This is a genomic window from Mesorhizobium sp. URHB0026 (genome assembly GCF_054059755.1).
Genome location: NZ_JBSSCN010000001.1, coordinates 1,349,562 through 1,366,576, shown reverse-complemented (window position 1 = coordinate 1,366,576; position 17,015 = coordinate 1,349,562). Strand labels below are relative to the sequence as shown.

Genomic DNA, 17,015 nt, shown 5'->3' with positions numbered 1-17,015 from the left:
TCAACGCACCGTCAGCTTGCTGCGGCGCCAAACCAGCCGATCACCGCGCCGATGATCAACAGCACGCCAAGCCAGTGACCGCCATCGATGAGGGTCAGGTCCCAGCCGAAATTCTCGTAGCGATGGTTGACCGACAGCGTCGTGGCGACGAAACCCAGCCAAAGCACGAAGCCGAAGATCAGCCCGGCCAGCCAGGTCGGCTCACCACCCGTCATCGCGCCGACGACCAGGGCCATGATGTAGGCCATCAGCAGTTCGGCGATGAAGGAGATAACGAAGGGCAGCGGCGATTTCTTCATCGTCGCCGGATCGAGCTTGGCGGCCTTCAGCCAGGGCTTGCTCAACGCCATGTACCAGGCGGCACCGAACAGCCAGGCCACGACGGCGGCGGCGATCACCGCCAGCCAATTCACTGCTGAAAAATCCATGAGTTCCCCCTCCTGTTTGGTTTTTATGGAAACGCCTGTTCGGCGATAGCGTCAAGGAGTCGCCATACCGTAGTGCGTTTGACTTCGGCATCCTCGAGCGCCCTTGTCACCGGCACCTGATAGACGCCAAGCGGCTCCAGCCCCGATCGCGGCAGATAGGACCGGCCGGGATCGCCAACCAGAATGTCGGCGCCACGCCGTTTGAGCGTCGAAAACCACGGCATCAGCCGGTCGGCAAAGGGTTTGTCATAGAAGACGTCGCCTGCCAGGACCACGTCCCAGCCCGCGTCCGTGCCCACACAGTCCGTGCCGAGGAACCCGACGCCGACGCCGTTGGCCTCGCTGTTGAGGCGGATCGCGGTGGCGCAGAACGGGTCGATGTCGGCGGCGGTTACCTCGGCAGCGCCCGCCTTGGCGGCGGCGATGGCGACGAGGCCGGAGCCCGAAGCGAAGTCGAGCACGCGCTTGCCTCGCACCAAATCGGGATTGTCGAGGACATAGCGGGCGAGGCCCTGGCCGCCCGCCCAGGCAAACGCCCAGAAGGGCGGCGGCAGGCCGATCTCGACCAGTTCATCCTCTGTCCGCTGCCAGAGATCATGCGCTTCGTCGGCGAGGTGGAGACGAATCTCAGGCACATGCGGCGGCGCCATCAGCGCCGTGTTGTCGAGAACGAATTGCTTGGCGCTATCGGGTGTAAGTGCCGTCACGGCGCAGGCGTCAGGCCGCCCATACGGCAGACTTCCTTCCATTCGGCCGGGGTCACCGGCTGCACGGAAAGCCGTCCGAGCCGTACCAGCGCCATCTCGGCCAGTTTTGGATTGGCTTTGACTTCTTCCAGCGTCGGCGGGTTCGGCATGTCACTGACGGCGCGGATGTCGACACATTCCCAGCGCGGATCATCCGACGTGGTGTCGGGATGGGCCAGCGCGCAGACCTCGGCGATGCCGACCACGTTCAGCCCCTCGTTGGAATGGTAGAAGAAGCCGAGATCGCCGACCTGCATGGCCTTCATGTTGTTGCGGGCGGCGTAGTTGCGCACGCCGTCCCATTGCGTGCCGGCTTTGCCCTTGGCCTTCAACGCCTCGAAGGAGAAAACCGAGGGTTCGGATTTGAACAGCCAGTAGTTCATTTTCTCTCCTCCGTGCGGCTCAGTCGCGGGCGCCGCGAATTAACTAGCCGCCGGCTTGTTGAACGTCCAGTTCCACTGGCGGATTTCGATGCTTTCGAACAGGCCGGCCTTGGCGTAGGGGTCGGCGGCCGACAGAGCCCGCGCGCTGGCCAGATCGGGCGTCTCGACCACCACGAGGCTGCCATTGGGCTTGCCGTCGGCGTCGAGGAACGGACCGGCAAAGGCCAATTTCTTGTCGCCGTTCAGCCCTTCGAGAAAGGCGACATGCTCGGGCCGCGTGTCGAGGCGCATCTGCAGGCTTCCGGGCTTGTCCTTGCAAATCAGAGCAAACAGCATGGTCTTTCTCCTGGGTGATTGGATCAGAGTGTGGGGATCAATCGTTGGTTTCGGTCTTCAGCGGCCGGGTCATCAGCGCCGTCACGGCCTGCCCGATTGTGATGGTGCCGTCCAGTATGGCAGCGACCGCGGCTATGATCGGCGCATCGATTTCGCGCTCGGTGGCGATGCGGGCGGCGATCGCCGCGGTCGGCACGCCCTCGGCCAGCGGCAATCCGGAAAGAGCCTTGCCCTGTCCGAGCGCCAGCCCATAGGCGAAATTGCGCGACTGCGCCGACGAGCAGGTAAGCAGCAGGTCGCCAAGGCCGGAAAGCCCCATCAGGGTCTCGGGCCTGGCGCCGAAGGCGGCACCGATGCGGCGCAGTTCGACGAAGCCGCGCGTCACCATGGCCGCCTGGGCGCTGGCCCCGAGTCCGGCCCCGGTGACAGCGCCGGCGGCGATGGCGAAGACGTTCTTCAAGGCGCCGCCGATCTCGACGCCGATCAAGTCGTCGCTCGAATAGCAGCGCAGGTTTTCAGCCGAAAAACGGGCGGCAAGGTTTGCGGCAAGCGCCTCGTCGCCAGCGGCCACCACCACGGCCGTCGGCAGGCCGCGGGCGACATCGCTGGCAAAGCTCGGCCCCGACAGGGCGGCAACCGGGTTTGGCGGCACGATTTCCGCAGCGATTGCCGACAGCAAGGCGCCGGTGTCGCGCTCGATGCCCTTGGCGCAGAGCACGAGCGGAATGCCGGCCGGCATATGATCCCTCGCGGCGGCCAGCGTGGCCCGCAACGCCTGAGCCGGCGTCACCGCCAGCACGCAATCGGCCCCAGTGAGGGCTGCCTCCATGTCGCTCGTCGCCTCGATGCCGGGCGCGATGGCGATGCCCGGGAGATAGCGTGGGTTCTCGCCCCGGCCGATCGCGGCGACGGTTTCAGGATCACGCGCGAACAGCCGCACCGTATGGCCGGCGCGAAGCATGGCCAGCGCCAGCGCCGTGCCCCAGGCGCCGCCGCCGAGCACGGCGACATGCCAGCCGCTTTTGCCGGGGCCCCCGCTCTTCTTGGCTCGATCGGTCATGCCTTGGCTCCGCGACGGCCGGAGCCGACCATTGGCGCCGAGACGCTGTCCAGGGGCCACCGAGAGCGCGGCACGAAATCGAAGCCGTTCTCCTGCGCCACGCCTTCTCGCAGGCGTTCGATACCGGCCCAGGCGATCATCGCCGCGTTGTCGGTGCAAAGCTTCAGTGGTGGCGCGACGAAGCTGAAACCGGCGTCAGTGCAAAGCCGCTCCAGCGTTGCCTTGACCGTGCGGTTGGCGGCGACGCCGCCGGCGACGACCAGCGCCGGGTTTCCCCTGCCGGGGAATGTTTCGCGAAAGCGTTCCAGCGCGCGAGAAACACGGTCGGCGAGCGCATCGGCGACGGCCGCCTGGAACGAGGCGCAGATGTCGGCGACATCCTGGTCGCTTAGCGGCTCGATGGCGGTCGCCGCTTGGCGCACGGCGGTCTTCAGGCCGGAGAAGGAGAAATCGGGCTGTGCGGAGCCTTTCATCGGCCGTGGGAAGGCAAAGCGCGAGGCATTGCCCGACAGCGCTGCCTTCTCGACATTGGGACCGCCGGGATAGGGCAGGCCGAGCATCTTGGCGGTCTTATCGAAGGCTTCGCCGAGCGCGTCATCGATGGTGGTGGCCCAGCGCTGGTAGTCGCCAACGCCGCGCACGGCAAGAATCTGCGTGTGGCCGCCGGAGACCAGCAGCAATAGATAGGGGAATTCGAGCCCGTCGGTCAGCCGCGCCGTCAAGGCGTGGCCTTCGAGGTGATTGACCGCGATGAGCGGCTTGCCGGCCGCCGCGGCCATTGCCTTGGCCGTCATCAGGCCGACGATCAGCCCGCCGACGAGGCCTGGCCCGGCGGTGGCGGCGATCGCATCGAGATCGGCCAGCGCCACGCCCGCATCGGCGAGTGCGGCCTCGACAATGCCGTCCAGCGCCTCGACGTGGGCGCGCGCGGCGATCTCCGGCACGACGCCGCCGAAGGCGGCATGTTCCTCGATCTGGGAGAGCACGATGTTGGACAGGATTTTCGGCGCGGCGCCGCCCTCCAGCGCCACGACGCTGGCGGCGGTCTCATCGCAACTCGTCTCAATGCCCAGAACGCGGATCAATTCGTCGCTGTCTCCAGAGATTGTATGTCAGGGCGTTCCTCGTTAGGAGAGTGCCCGGAAACGCAAAGCCAGCCGGGGGTTATCACGGACCGCGCGCCATGCAAACAATCTTGAAAATCGGAACACGCGGCAGCCCGCTGGCATTGGCGCAGGCGCATGAAACACAGGCGCGGCTGATGGCCGCGCACGGCATGCCGGCGGAGGCGTTCGAGGTCGTCGTCATCTCGACCAGCGGCGACCGCATCCAGGATCGGCCGCTGTCGGAGGCTGGCGGCAAAGGCCTATTCACCAAGGAAATCGAGGAAGCCCTGCTCGCCGGAGCGATCGACATCGCCGTGCATTCGTCGAAGGATATGCCGACGCAATTGCCGCCCGGCCTGGAACTCTCCGCCTTCCTGCCGCGCGAGGATGCGCGCGATGCCTTTGTCGGCAAGGCGGCGAAGACGATCGCCGAACTGCCGGAAGGGGCGAAAGTCGGCTCCTCGTCGCTGCGGCGGCAGGCGTTGATCCGCCGCATCCGGCCGGACCTCGAGGTGGTGATCTTCCGCGGCAATGTGCAGACGCGGTTGCGCAAGCTGGACGAAGGGGTCGCGAGCGGCACCATCCTTGCCTATGCCGGCCTGAAGCGGCTGGGCCTGGAAGATGTTGCCACCGACTTGATGCCGCTAGACAGCTTCCCGCCGGCGCCAGGCCAGGGTGCGATCGGCATCGAGACCCGTATCGGCGACCGCGAGGTCGAGAAGATGCTGGTGGCGATCCACGATGTGGCGACCGGGCAGGCACTCGCCTGCGAGCGCGCCTTCCTGGCGGCGCTCGATGGCTCCTGCCGCACGCCTATCGCCGGCTACGCCGCGTTCGAGGCCGGAAAGCTCTCTTTCGCCGGGCTGATCATATCGCCCGACGGTACGCAGTCGCACACGGTCGAGCTACAAGGGCCGGCACAGGACGCCGCCCGCATCGGTGATGAGGCGGCGCGGACGGTGCGTGCCGAGGCCGGCGAAAAGTTTTTCGACGGCTGGCTCTGAAGATGCTCCGCGTCCTGGTCACCAGACCGGAGCCGGGTGCGTCTCGCACCGCGCGAAAGCTGGAGGAGACGGGTTTTGAACCTCTTCTCCTGCCCTTGACGGAGACGAGGGCGATGCCGGTCGATGCCAAGGGGGTGCCGGACGACGTGGCCGCCGTCGCCATCACCAGCGCTAATGCGGTGCGCCATGCCTCCAGGGATATCATTGCGGTCCTGTCCAACCTGCCCTGTTATGCGGTCGGCAGGAGCACCGCGGAGGCCGCGCGCAAAGCCGGCTTTCTCTCGGTCAATGAGGGGCCCGGCGATGCCGAGGCGCTGGCCGACGGCATGGCAATCGCGTTTTCCGGCAAAACGATCGTCTATCTCTGCGGGCGTGTGCGCTTTCATGCCTTCGAGCAGAGGCTGAAAGCTGCTCATGTCCAGGTCCATGCCGTCGAGACTTATGGCACGCTTGCGGTAACCCATTCGGAGGAAGCGGTCCTTCAGCTGATATCCGGCCAATCCGTGGATGCGGTGCTTCTCTATTCGGCCAAGGCGGCTGCCGAAATGCAGGTCCTGGCCAGGCGACCTGCCCTGCAGAGCGCCTTTGAAAACACGCACTTTTTCGCGCTTTCCGCGCGGATTGCCGTCGCTTTCGGCGACAGCACCGGCAAAGCAATGCACGTTGCCGCGCGGCCCGACGAGGAGGCGCTGCTGGCACTTTTGCGGGCACGGCCCTGACCCGCGTCATCACACCGCCCCTTTTCACCGCTTGGTGATGTGCTAGACCCTTTCTGAACCATCACGCGCCGCCAGGCGTTGAGACGAAGCGAATTTGCGGAGCCCCTGCATGGTCAAGACGCCGAAGATGCGACACTCGAAAGGCCGCCGCGAGCCGGTGACCATCGATCTCGATCCGGGCGCCGTCTCACGCATCGTCGACGAGGATGCCGCCAAGAATACCGCTCAGACCGACGAGGCGAAGGCCGAGGAGGCGGCGAACGCCTCGCGGCCAGAGCCCCCGGAAGAGCCGGTACATGACGACCAGACCGATCTCGAACCTTGGGAGCATGGCGATGCCGCCGCCGGGCAGCCTGGCACCGAAGTGCCACCGCAAGCCGAGGCCAAAGCCACTGAGCCGGAAATGCCTTATCCCGGTACGGATACATCCCCCAACCGCGCCAAGGCTTTCGACTACAATTTCGAGGATGCAAACGCCAAAACCGCCGAGACCAAGGCGGCTTTCGGTAAAACCGATTCAAGGAGCGAACCGATGGCCACGCAGCCGAAGCGGGGCGGCCTCAACGGCATCGCCGCCGGCATCATCGGTGGTGTCATCGCCCTGGTCGGGGCCGGTGGCCTGCAATTTGCCGGCGTGCTCGGTGCGCCGCGTGCCGCTCCCGGTGCCTCGCTAGACGGCGTCAATGGCGAGATCGCCTCGTTGAAGAGCGAAATCGCGGACATGAGGGAAGCCGGCGGCAGCGGCGGTGCATCGGCCAAGGTCGACGGCCTGTCGTCGGCGCTGGATCAGGTCAAGAGCGATGTCGCGGCGCTGAAATCAGCGGTCGAACAGGGTGGTGCGGGCGACAATGCCGGGCTTGCCGCGCTGGGCGACAAAGTCAAGCAGATCGAAACCACGGTGGCAGCCCTCGGCACGGCAGGCAGCGCGGCGCCTGTCGATCTCGGCCCGCTCAACGAAAAGCTGGCGGGTCTCGATGCGCTGGTGAAGTCGACGGGCGAGTCGGCGAAGGCACAGGAAGGCCGTCTCTCCGCGCTGGAGCAGTCGGTGTCGCAGCTTTCCGGCAAGGTCGATGCGCAAGCGTCGCAGCCAAAGATCGCACTCGCCATCGCGGCCTCGGCGCTGAAGGCGGCGCTCGACCGCGGCGCGCCGTTTTCGGCCGAACTCGATACGCTGGCCGCGATTTCGCCTGACGCGCCCGAACTCGCGACCTTGCGGCCCTATGCCGAAAAGGGCGTGCCGACCCGTACCGAGATCGCCTCGAAGATGGATGCCGCCGCCAATGCCATGGTCGCCGCCGCCACGCCGGTCGATCAGAATGCCGGCTTCCTTCAGAACCTGATGTCGAGCGCTGAATCGCTGGTCAAGGTCCGGCCGATCGGTGCCGTCGAAGGCGCCGGCGCACCGGAAATCGTGGCGCGCATGGAGGTTGCGATCACCGAGGGCGACTATGCCAAGGCACTCAGCGAATATGACACGCTGCCTGAAGCCGCGAAGGCCGCGGGCGCCGACTTTGCCGGCAAACTGAAGGCGCGCATCGAGGTCGAAACCCAGGTCGACGCGCTGATCTCCGGCGCGATGAAGGCATGAGGGCAACACGATGATCCGCCTGCTCGCCTTCCTCATCGTCGTCTTCGCGCTCGGGCTGGGCTTTGCCTGGCTGGCCGATCGGCCGGGCGACATGGTCGTCACCTTCAACGGCTATCAGTACCAGGTGAGCCTCATGGTGGCGGCGGTTGCCGTCGTCGCTGTCGTCGCCGCGGTGATGATTGTCTGGTGGCTCATCAAGTCGCTGTGGAACAGCCCCTACACCATCTCGCGCTATTTTCGCGTGCGCCGCCGCGATCGTGGCTATCAGGCGCTGTCGACCGGCATGATCGCCGCCGGCGCCGGCGACGGGGCGCTTGCCCGCAAGAAGACCAAGGAAGCAGCCAAGCTGATCCGCTCCGACCAGGAGCCGCTGATCCATCTGCTCGAAGCACAGGCATCGCTGCTCGAAGGCGACCATGAAGGCGCGCGCCAAAAATTCGAGAGCATGCTCGACGATCCCGAAATGCGGCTGCTCGGCCTGCGTGGGCTTTACCTGGAAGCCGAACGCCTGGGCGACCGCAACGCCGCCCGGCACTACGCCGGCCGTGCCGCCGCAGTGGCGCCGCAACTGGCCTGGGCGGCCGAATCGACGCTGGAGGAACTGACCGCGCGCGGCGACTGGGATGGTGCACTGAAACTGGTCGACGCGCAGAAGTCGACGCGGCAGATCGAGCGTGACGCCGCCAACCGCCGCCGCGCCGTGCTGTTGACCGCCAAGGCGCAGTCGCTCGCCGACAGCGATCCCGCGGCTGCCAGGACAGCGGCGATCGAAGCCAACAGATTGCAACCGGATTTCGCCCCCGCCGCCGTTGCCGCCGCCGCGGCGCTGTTCAAGCAGAATGACGTGCGCAAGGGCTCGAAGATCCTCGAAGCGGCGTGGAAGGCCGACCCGCATCCCGAAATTGCCGAGCTCTACACCCATGCAAGGCCGGGTGACGCCGTGCTCGATCGGCTGAACCGGGCAAAGAAGCTGCAGGAAATGAAGAAGAACCACGCCGAATCGTCGATGACGGTGGCGCGTGCCGCGCTCGACGCGCAGGATTTTTCAACCGCCCGCCGTGAGGCAGAGGCCGCGATCCGGATGGACCGACGCGAGGGCGCCTATCTGCTGCTCGCCGACATCGAGGAGGCCGAGACCGGCGACCAGGGCAAGGTGCGGCAGCTGCTGTCCAAGGCGGTGCGAGCCCCGCGCGATCCTGCCTGGGTCGCCGACGGCGTTATCTCCGAGCGCTGGGCGCCGGTCTCGCCGGTCACCGGCCGGCTCGACGCGTTCGAATGGCGCGCGCCGATGGAGCGGCTTGGCCAGCTGATCGACAGCCGCGATGTGCCGGACGCCCCGGCAGTGGCCATCGAGGCGCCGGGCAGGCCGGAAAGGCCGGTCGAGGTGATCGATCACGCCGCACCGGGCGACGAGGCGACGGGCAAGGACGCCGAAAGCCGCGAGGATCATGTCACACCGGTCACGGCCGCCGCCTTTGCCGCGGTGCCCGCCGACGCCGAGGCCGTCGAGCCGGCGGAAGAACTGGCGCGGCTGCCGGACGATCCAGGCGTCGATCCGGACGACGAGGCGGAAAAGTCGCCCCGTCGGTTCCGGCTGTTTTGATTTTGGGCAGGCCGTTGGGCCGTTTGGGAATGAATTGATGTTCGAGCGCGTTCTGTCGTTTCTCAGGGATTTGCCGGCCGGCTCCGGCAGCCATGCCAGCACGGACGATCCGCGCGTCGCGGCCTCGGCGCTGCTCTACCATGTGATGAATGCCGACGGCGTGCGCCAGGATGTCGAATGGGAGCGGTTCAAGGCGGTGCTGGCGCAAAGCTATTCGATCAGCGGCGCCGAACTCGAAGCACTCGCCGCCGCCGGCGAGCGGGCTGACAACGAGGCGATCGACCTCTACGCCTTCACCAGCGTGCTCAAGCGCCACCTTGACGCGGAGGGGCGCAAGGCGTTCATCGGCCTGATGTGGGAGATCGTTTATGCCGATGGCGAACTGCATGAGCTGGAGGACAACACGGTGTGGCGTGTCGCCGAGTTGATCGGTGTCGAACGCCACGACCGCGTCGAGGCGCGGCGCAAGGCGGCGGCGCACGCGCCGGGCGCCACCGGAACATCCTCGGACGAATAGGATTTTCGCCGTCCCATGCCGCGCCAGACGAGGTCGAAACCAAAAATCCTGATCGTGCTGCATCAGGAGAATTCGAGCCCCGGACGCGTCGGCCACATGCTGCTCGAAGAGGGCTTCGATCTCGACATCCGCCGCCCGCCGCTCGGCGACGCCTTGCCGGGGACACTGGATGGCCACGCCGGCACGGTCGTCTTCGGCGGTCCGATGAGCGCCAATGACGAGGACGAGTTCGTCCGTCGCGAGACCAACTGGCTGCAGATTCCACTCAGGGAGAACCGGCCACTGCTCGGCATCTGTCTTGGGGCGCAGATGCTGGCCAATCATCTCGGCGGCAAGGTCGAGGGCCATGGCGAAGGGCTGGTCGAGATCGGCTGGTATCCGCTGAAAGCGACCGAGGCTGGCAAGAAACTGATGCACTGGCCGGAGATGGTCTACCAGTTCCATCGCGAAGGCTTTTCGCTGCCGTGCGACGCGACGCTGCTGGCCACGAACGAGACCTATCCCAATCAGGCCTTCCGCTATGGCGATAATGCCTGGGGCATCCAGTTCCACGGCGAACTGACCCGAGTGATGATGCAGCGCTGGGTAGTGCGCGGCGCCCATCGTTTCGAACTGCCGGGCGCTCAGCCCGGCCGCGACCACCTCGGCGGCCGGCTGATATGGGACATGCATTTGAAGCGCTGGCTCGACGAGTTTTTGCGCACGATTTTTGGCGAACCTGTGGCGCGGTAGTGCCTGGGCCGGCGCTTTGACCGCCGACTTATGACAGCGGGCCTTCGAGCCTAAAAACTAGTCCGAAAACGTTACGCTCACGCCGCGCTGCCGAAAATAAGCCTGCATCAACTTGCGGCCCGAGCGGTTGCTCTGCGCCAATTTGGCAGGATCGAACACCGCCTGTTTTATCCCTTCTCGCCCCAGCGCTGCCTTGAGCGTCGCGATATGGACATCGATGTCGGCATTGTCCGCCCGGAGCGATGCGTAGATATTTTCGGTCGCTTCGGCCACGGTCGGTTCGCTCACTTGTGTCGTCCTTTGGTTGGTTCGGCGGGGGCTTAGCATAGATTCGCTGCCCCGTCAGTTTCGTCCTTTGAGGTGCCTCACCTTGCGCAGCGCCGGGAACAGATAGGCCCACAGGCCGGCAACCGCGACGGCGCCGACGCCGCCGATCACAACCGCCGGAACCGTGCCGATCAGCGCCGCCATGGTGCCGGCGCGAAATTCGCCGACCTCGTTGGAGGCGCCGACGAAGACTTGGTTGACGGCGTTGACGCGGCCGCGCACCTCGTCGGGCGTCCACAGCTGAATCAGCGTTTCCCTGATATAGACGCTGAACATGTCGGTGGCGCCGAGCAGGGCAAGTGCCACAATCGAGAGCCAAGTGAGGGTCGACAGGCCGAACAGCACGGTGCAGGCGCCGAACGCCGCCACGAAGCTCAGCATGATCTTGCCGGCGCGGTCGCGAATAGGATGGCCCGCAAGCCAGACGGCGACGCAGATCGCGCCGATCCCCGGTGCCGAGCGCAGCAGGCCGAGGCCCCAGGGGCCAAGCTGCAGAATATCGCGGGCATAGACCGGCAGCAGCGCCGAGGCGCCGGACAGAAGCACGGCGAAGAGGTCCAGCGAGATGGCGCCGAGCACGATCTTCTCGCTCCAAATGTAGCGGAATCCGGCAAACAGCGTCTCCATTGTCGGCTTGTCGGTGGCGGTCTGTTGCGCGGGCTTGGGGATGGTGAAGATCAGCAACGCGGCGGCGAGCATCAGGACCGCGGCGGTCGCATAGGCCATTTCCGCCGACACACCATAGAGCAAGCCGCCGGCGACCGGGCCGACAATCGTCGCGGTCTGCCAGGCGGAGGAGTTCCAGGCGATGGCATTGGCGAAATCGCGCTGCGGCACGAGATTGGCGAACAGGGAGGACGAAGCCGGCCCGTAGAAGGCGCGGGCAATGCCGAACATGACCAGCACGGCGAAGATCGGCAGCGGGGTCGTAAGGCCGCGCAGGGTCAGAAGCAGCAGAGCCAGCGCGCAGGCACCTTCGACCAAGGTCGCCAGCGTCATGATCAGCCGGCGGCCGAAACGGTCGGCGACGACACCTGTAACCAGCACCAGAAGCAGAGACGGCAGGAACTGGACGATGCCGACAATGCCGAGATCGAACGGGTCGCGCGTCAGATCATAGACCTGCCAGCCTACGGCCACTGAAACGATCATGGTCGCGAAAGTGGTGAGAAAGCGCGCCGTCCAGTAGCTGAGGAAGGCTCTGTGCCGGAAAGCCGCGTAACGCTGCTCGGGCAAGGTTTGTTCTGGTATCATGCAGTGAGGCCCCGTTGCTGTGGGCATCGGCGCGCGGGGCACTTCCCGAATGGGCGCTGTTCGACCAATGGAACTTGGTAAAGTTCGGGGCGGATATGCTTTAAAATCAAACCCGGATCAAGCGACTTTCGATCCGCACCACCGATAGCACGCGGAAGTTACTGCCGCAGCGCAGCTGAAATCGCTTCCAGCCCGCCTTTCAAGTCGGCCTCCGTCGGCCAGCCGAAGCCGACGCGGAAAAAGCGCTTTTCCATTTCGAACCAGTGGCCGGGCCCGACATAGGTGCGGTGATCTTCCAGCAGCCTGACATAGAAGCGGTCGAAGTCGAAGCCGGGTTCGACATTGAGGCGCGGAAAGCCGACGACACCGCCGTCTGGCCGCACCCAGTCGACCAGCGGCTCGCGGTCGATCCAGGCCTGGACGATGTCCCGGCGGCTGGCCATTTCGGGCAGCAGCTTCGCCAGGAAAGCGTCGCGGCCCTCCAGCACGCCGCGCGCGATGCCTTCGTCGACGACGCTGCCGCAGATGCCGATCTGCTCCTTGGCGGCCAGAAATGTCTCCTGAAGGGCCGCATCCCTGGTGATCAGCCAGCCGATGCGGATGCCGGGAATGCCGAAGGCTTTCGACAGCGACGAGACGCTGATGGCCTGTTTGCTCAGCGAGGCCGCCGAAGGCAGCCGCCTGCCATAGGAGAGATCGCGATAGGTTTCGTCGACCAGCAGATGGCAGCCGCTGGCCTCGGCGAGCGCGACCAGCGCGTCCAATTCGGTACGGCTCATCATGGTGCCGGTCGGATTGTGCGGGCAAGTAACGCTGATCAGCTTCGTGTTCGGCCGCATCGCGGCCTTAACGCGCTCGACGTCGATGGCGAAGCTTTCGTCGAAGGCTAGGTCGACAAAGCTGATGGCGCAGCCGATCGCCCGCGGCGTTTCGATGTTGGTGGCGTAGTTGGGCCGGATGACGACAAGGTGATCGCTGGCCGAGAGCAGCGAGGTGGCGATGATGAACAACGCGCCGGCCGCACCCGCCGTGACCAGCACATCGTCGGGCGCGATGCCAGCATCCTGCGCGGCGATCAGCGCGCGCAATTCCCTGTCGCCACGATGCTCGCCATAGAAAAGGGTCAGATCAGGCAGCGAGAGGCCGATGTCGGAAAGTTTCTGATCGGCGATCGAACTTTCGGAGAGGTTGTAACGGATACGATCGTAGCCGTACTCCTCCGGCGCTTCTTTCTCGATCACCATTCTGGTGTAGTTCATGGCTCCCCCAGATCGTCTTGTCCCGGGTTATCCAAGCCACAAAAGCACGAAGCCTGCCAAGGCGAATTCGCCGGCAGGCTTCTGTTCCAGTCGTTCTTACGATTGGCTCAGCGTCAAATCGCCTCAGGCCAGGACTTTGGCCTTCCGGCCCTTGCCTTTGACGGGGGCGACCACGGCGGCCTTGCGGCCGAGGCCGATCGACTTCGCCAGTTCGGAGCGCGAAGCCGCGTAGTTGGGGGCAACCATCGGATAGTCCGAAGGCAGGCCCCATTTGGCGCGATAGGCGTCCGGCGTCAGGCCGAAATGCACACCGAGATGACGCTTCAGCGATTTGAATTTCTTGCCGTCCTCGAGGCAGATGATGAAATCCGGCGTCACCGACTTCTTCGGGTTGACGGCCGGGACCAGCGGTGCCGCCACGGGGGCGACCGGCTGGCCGAGCCCGCTGATCGAGGCGCTAACGCTGGCGATCAGCTCGGGAAGGCCGGACGCAGGCAGGCGATTCTTCTCTACATAGGCGGATACGATATGGGCCGTCAGTTCGAGAAGGTCGAGGGTCTTGCTGGCGTGGCTGTTTTCGTCGGTCAATCTATTTCCTCCATCCATGGCGCATAACCTCGAAAATGGGGCCGTTTTCAAAAAGGATGATGCGCAAAATTAAAGTGAGTCGTCTTCGAGCGTCGCGCGCGACGCGATGTAGTCGGGCTGACTTCCTAGTCGGCAAATCTGCACAATGCAATCTATCGGCGCGACATCACACGGCATTTTGAACAACTATACTAAACTGTAATAATATCAGACGATCAGCGCCTTGTCGCGCCACAGACGAAATCCGCCTTCAAAGGCGCGTGTGTTGTCACCGCGCCTGGAGTCGGGGGGCAATTCGTCGAGCTTGTCGACATTGCCGCCGCCGATGACGACATAGTCTGGCTGCAGGGCGGCGCGTAGCCGGTTGACGACGTTGAAGACATGACCGCGCCACTTCTTCTTGCCGCGCTTTATGAGGCCGCGTTCACCGACATAGTCCTCGAAACTCTGGCCTTTTCTGTAGGGAAGGTGGGCGAGTTCCATCGGCTGGCCGACATTGTCGAGGACCATCGCCGCACCGAGGCCGGTTCCGAGGCCGAGGAACAGCATGCGCCCGCCCTCATAGCTGCCGAGGGCCTGCATCAGCGCGTCGTTGACCACCTTGACCGGCTTGCCGAACTCAGCGGTGAAATCGAAGCCAGCCCAGTCCTTGCCGAGATTCATGGGATCGAGCACCGGCTTGTTTTGACGCACGGGGCCCGGATAGCCCATCGAGATAACGTCGTAGGTCAGGCCGTCGGCGAGCTTCTTCACCTTGTCGATCATCTGCCTTGGCGTCAGGTCAGGCCCGGAATCCGTCCGGCGCTCGGTGCCACCGTCGCTGGTCAGGATCTTGACGTGCGACCCGCCAATGTCGATCGCCAGCACGACCTGCCCGGTGTCCGACGCAGCCTTCTTAACCACCTTGGCCATCTCGTCCCCTCCACTCATGCGACCGGGTCGATCCAGCCATTGGGCGGCCCGAAGCCGGCCATGGCGTCCGCTGGCCCCCACGTCCTCGGCTCGTAAAGATGCGGCGGCGTGGTGTCGCCGAGCACCGGACCGACGATGCGCCAGGCGAGTTCGGCGGCGTCCTGGCGGGTGAAGAGCTGGCCGTTGCCGTTCATGGCGTCGCCGATCAGCCGTTCATAAGGCGGCATGTCCCCCTTCGAATCGTCGAGCGCGGTGAGTTCCACCTGCTCGCCGATCATGTCGTCGCCGGGCGCCTTGCGCTGGGCGCCGATGGCGATCATCACCTGCGGGTCGATGCGGAAGCGGACGTAATTCTGGTCGGCGGGTTTGATCGGGTCGAAGACATCGAGCGGCGGCCGTTTCAGCCGCACCACCACCTCGGTGACATGCACCGGCATGTTCTTGCCGGCGCGGATGAAGAACGGCACGTCCTGCCAGCGCCAGGTGTCGACGAAAAAGCGTACCGCCGCGAAGGTCTCGACCGGCGAGTTCGGCGCCACGCCGGGCTCGGCGAGATAGCCGGTGAACTGGCCGCGCACGACATCGTCTTTCGTCAATGTCCGGATGGCGCGCAACACCTGCACCTTCTCGTCGATCAGGTCGTCGGCGGAGCGGCCGACCGGCGGCTCCATGGCCAGGAGCAGGAGTATGTTGAGCAGATGGTTCTCGATGACGTCGCGGATGGCGCCGACATCGTCATAGAACCGCCCGCGCCCCTCGACGCCGAAATCCTCGGCCATCGTGATCTGCACGCTCTCGACGTAATTGCGGTTCCAGATCGGCTCCAGCAGGGAGTTGGCGAAGCGGAAATAGAGCAAGTTCTGGATCGCCTCCTTGCCGAGATAGTGGTCGATGCGGAAGATCGACTGTTCGTCGAACACCAGGTGCAGCACCCGGTTCAGCCAGCGCGCCGACTGCAGATCGTGGCCGAACGGCTTTTCGACCATCAGCCGCGCGCCATGCGCGGTGCCGGATTGCTCCAGCCCTTGCACGACGGTCTCGAACATGGACGGCGGCACCGCCATGTAATGCAGCGGCCGCTGGGCGCTGCCGAGTGCCGTCTTCAGCTTCTCGAAGGTTGTGGGATCGCGATAGTCGCCGCTGACATAGCGCAGCAGCGACGCGAACTTGGCGAAGACCGTCTCATCGACGGCGCCGAGGGCATGGACGATGCCGTCGCGGGCGCGGTCCTGCAACTGCTTCAAGTCCCATGCATCGAAGGCGACGCCGATCACCGGTTCGGTGAGCGTGCCCTTGGCGACCATCTGGTAAAGCGCTGGAAATATCTTCTTGTGGGCGAGGTCGCCGGTCGCTCCGAAGAGCACCAGCGTATCGGACCGTTCCTGGCTCATGCGAGCGTCTCCCCTGTCGCCGTCACTTGCCGCCCTTCGGCTTTTCGATGTGCCCGCCAAAGGCATAGCGCATGGCGGACAACAGCTTGTCGGCGAATTCGGATTCGCCTTGCGAGGAGAAGCGGTCGAACAGGGCCGACGACAGCACCGGTGCCGGCACGCCGGTGTCAATCGCCGCCTTCAGCGTCCAGCGGCCCTCGCCGGAATCCGAGACCCGGCCGCCGAATTGCGCCAGACCCGGATCGCTCTTCAGCGCGCCGGCGGTGAGATCGAGCAGCCAGGAGCCGATGACGCTGCCATGCCGCCACACCTCGGCCACCTGCGGAAGATCGATGTCGAACTGGTAGTATTGCGGGTTTTCCAGCGGGCTTGTCTCGGCGTCGGCCGTCCGCTGCCGTTTGCCGGCATTGGCCGACTTCAGGATGTTCATGCCTTCGGCATAGGCGGCCATGACGCCGTATTCGATGCCGTTGTGCACCATCTTGACGAAATGGCCGGCGCCGCTCGGTCCGCAATGCAGGTAGCCATAGGGCGCGGTGCCGGCGGTCTTGTCCGGGGTGGGCGCGCCGGCATCAGCGCCAGGCGCCAGTGTGGCAAAGACCGAATCGAGGTGCTGCACCGCCACGTCGGGACCGCCGATCATCAGGCAGTAGCCGCGCTCCAGCCCCCAAACACCGCCACTGGTGCCGACATCGACAAGATGCATGCCCTTGGTGGCCAGTTTCGCGGCCTGGTCGACGGCGTCGTGATAGTAGGAATTGCCGCCGTCGATGACGATGTCGCCGGGCTCCATCAGCGCCGCGACCTGATCGATGATCCTGCCGGTGATCGCCGCCGGCAGCATCAGCCAGACACAGCGCGGCTTGGCCAGCTTGCCGACGAATTCTTCCAGGGATGCCGCCCCCAAGGCGCCGTCGCTCACAAGCGCCGCGACGCTGGCCGGGTTGATGTCATAGACGACGCATTCGTGGCCGTCGCGCATCAGCCGCCGCACCATGTTGGCGCCCATCCGGCCCAGTCCCATCATTCCGATCTGCATGGTTTCGTCCCTGTTTCCTAGAG

Annotated in this window: 19 protein-coding genes; 6 read left to right on the top strand and 13 right to left on the bottom strand. The window is 65.2% G+C overall.

All coding sequences use genetic code 11. The features are described from left to right. Nucleotides 1-11: 11 nt before the first annotated feature. From ACVWWD_RS06865 to tsaD, 6 genes are read right to left on the bottom strand one after another with little or no spacing between them, the layout of a single operon-like run. Nucleotides 12-428, bottom strand: a complete 417-nt coding sequence (locus ACVWWD_RS06865) for a DUF1761 domain-containing protein (RefSeq protein ID WP_023771870.1) — start codon at nucleotides 426-428, stop codon at nucleotides 12-14. 23 nt (nucleotides 429-451) lie between these two features. Next, nucleotides 452-1,135, bottom strand: a complete 684-nt coding sequence (locus ACVWWD_RS06860; protein WP_457102972.1) for a class I SAM-dependent methyltransferase — start codon at nucleotides 1,133-1,135, stop codon at nucleotides 452-454. Next, on the bottom strand, nucleotides 1,132-1,557 hold the full coding sequence (locus tag ACVWWD_RS06855) for an EVE domain-containing protein (protein WP_023771868.1): 426 nt from the start codon (nucleotides 1,555-1,557) through the stop codon (nucleotides 1,132-1,134). The genes ACVWWD_RS06860 and ACVWWD_RS06855 overlap by 4 nt, the downstream gene beginning before the upstream one ends. A gap of 39 nt (nucleotides 1,558-1,596) precedes the next feature. Further along, complete coding sequence (locus ACVWWD_RS06850) at nucleotides 1,597-1,893, bottom strand: YciI-like protein (RefSeq protein WP_352549682.1); 297 nt, start codon at nucleotides 1,891-1,893, stop codon at nucleotides 1,597-1,599. 37 nt (nucleotides 1,894-1,930) lie between these two features. Further along, nucleotides 1,931-2,953 (bottom strand): NAD(P)H-dependent glycerol-3-phosphate dehydrogenase, encoded by a 1,023-nt coding sequence (locus ACVWWD_RS06845; protein ID WP_457102971.1) that lies wholly within the window; start codon nucleotides 2,951-2,953, stop codon nucleotides 1,931-1,933. Then, nucleotides 2,950-4,035, bottom strand: a complete 1,086-nt coding sequence (tsaD, locus tag ACVWWD_RS06840) for a tRNA (adenosine(37)-N6)-threonylcarbamoyltransferase complex transferase subunit TsaD (RefSeq protein ID WP_457103618.1) — start codon at nucleotides 4,033-4,035, stop codon at nucleotides 2,950-2,952. The genes ACVWWD_RS06845 and tsaD overlap by 4 nt, the downstream gene beginning before the upstream one ends. Before the next feature lie 101 nt (nucleotides 4,036-4,136). On the opposite strand from tsaD, the gene hemC reads away from it, so the two are divergent. The 6 genes from hemC (at nucleotide 4,137) to ACVWWD_RS06810 (ending at nucleotide 10,222) form a co-directional block, all read left to right on the top strand. Continuing rightward, entirely contained in the window at nucleotides 4,137-5,063 is a 927-nt protein-coding gene (gene hemC, locus ACVWWD_RS06835) for a hydroxymethylbilane synthase (protein WP_457102970.1), read from the top strand. A gap of 2 nt (nucleotides 5,064-5,065) precedes the next feature. Continuing rightward, nucleotides 5,066-5,782 carry a uroporphyrinogen-III synthase gene (locus ACVWWD_RS06830; protein ID WP_352549675.1) on the top strand — a complete coding sequence of 239 codons (717 nt, stop codon included), beginning with the start codon at nucleotides 5,066-5,068 and terminating at the stop codon, nucleotides 5,780-5,782. A 109-nt stretch (nucleotides 5,783-5,891) separates the two neighbouring features. Then, on the top strand, nucleotides 5,892-7,370 hold the full coding sequence (locus tag ACVWWD_RS06825; RefSeq protein WP_352573652.1) for a COG4223 family protein: 1,479 nt from the start codon (nucleotides 5,892-5,894) through the stop codon (nucleotides 7,368-7,370). A 10-nt stretch (nucleotides 7,371-7,380) separates the two neighbouring features. Then, nucleotides 7,381-8,973, top strand: a complete 1,593-nt coding sequence (locus ACVWWD_RS06820) for a heme biosynthesis protein HemY (protein WP_352549671.1) — start codon at nucleotides 7,381-7,383, stop codon at nucleotides 8,971-8,973. Nucleotides 8,974-9,010: 37 nt separating this feature from the next. After that, on the top strand, nucleotides 9,011-9,490 hold the full coding sequence (locus ACVWWD_RS06815) for a tellurite resistance TerB family protein (RefSeq protein WP_015315071.1): 480 nt from the start codon (nucleotides 9,011-9,013) through the stop codon (nucleotides 9,488-9,490). Between the two features lie 15 nt (nucleotides 9,491-9,505). Next, nucleotides 9,506-10,222, top strand: coding sequence for a glutamine amidotransferase (locus tag ACVWWD_RS06810; RefSeq protein WP_023771860.1), 717 nt, complete (start codon nucleotides 9,506-9,508; stop codon nucleotides 10,220-10,222). Between the two features lie 57 nt (nucleotides 10,223-10,279). Here ACVWWD_RS06810 and ACVWWD_RS06805 read toward each other — a convergent pair whose 3' ends face one another. From ACVWWD_RS06805 to gnd, 7 genes are all read right to left on the bottom strand, one after another. Next, the gene (locus tag ACVWWD_RS06805; RefSeq protein ID WP_051407630.1) at nucleotides 10,280-10,549 is read right to left on the bottom strand and encodes a hypothetical protein; all 270 of its coding nucleotides are present in this window, start codon (nucleotides 10,547-10,549) and stop codon (nucleotides 10,280-10,282) included. A gap of 15 nt (nucleotides 10,550-10,564) precedes the next feature. Beyond that, on the bottom strand, nucleotides 10,565-11,803 hold the full coding sequence (locus ACVWWD_RS06800) for an MFS transporter (RefSeq protein WP_352549668.1): 1,239 nt from the start codon (nucleotides 11,801-11,803) through the stop codon (nucleotides 10,565-10,567). A gap of 158 nt (nucleotides 11,804-11,961) precedes the next feature. Next, nucleotides 11,962-13,062, bottom strand: coding sequence for an aminotransferase class I/II-fold pyridoxal phosphate-dependent enzyme (locus ACVWWD_RS06795; RefSeq protein ID WP_352549666.1), 1,101 nt, complete (start codon nucleotides 13,060-13,062; stop codon nucleotides 11,962-11,964). A 123-nt stretch (nucleotides 13,063-13,185) separates the two neighbouring features. After that, entirely contained in the window at nucleotides 13,186-13,668 is a 483-nt protein-coding gene (locus ACVWWD_RS06790; RefSeq protein ID WP_198019200.1) for a MucR family transcriptional regulator, read from the bottom strand. A 189-nt stretch (nucleotides 13,669-13,857) separates the two neighbouring features. Beyond that, complete coding sequence (locus ACVWWD_RS06785; protein WP_352549664.1) at nucleotides 13,858-14,562, bottom strand: ROK family protein; 705 nt, start codon at nucleotides 14,560-14,562, stop codon at nucleotides 13,858-13,860. A 14-nt stretch (nucleotides 14,563-14,576) separates the two neighbouring features. Next, nucleotides 14,577-15,953, bottom strand: coding sequence for a glucose-6-phosphate dehydrogenase (zwf, locus tag ACVWWD_RS06780; RefSeq protein WP_015315078.1), 1,377 nt, complete (start codon nucleotides 15,951-15,953; stop codon nucleotides 14,577-14,579). A gap of 22 nt (nucleotides 15,954-15,975) precedes the next feature. Further along, a complete protein-coding gene (gnd, locus tag ACVWWD_RS06775) occupies nucleotides 15,976-16,992 on the bottom strand; it encodes a phosphogluconate dehydrogenase (NAD(+)-dependent, decarboxylating) (RefSeq protein ID WP_140618400.1) in 1,017 nt (338 codons plus the stop codon). Between the last annotated feature and the right edge of the window lie 23 nt (nucleotides 16,993-17,015).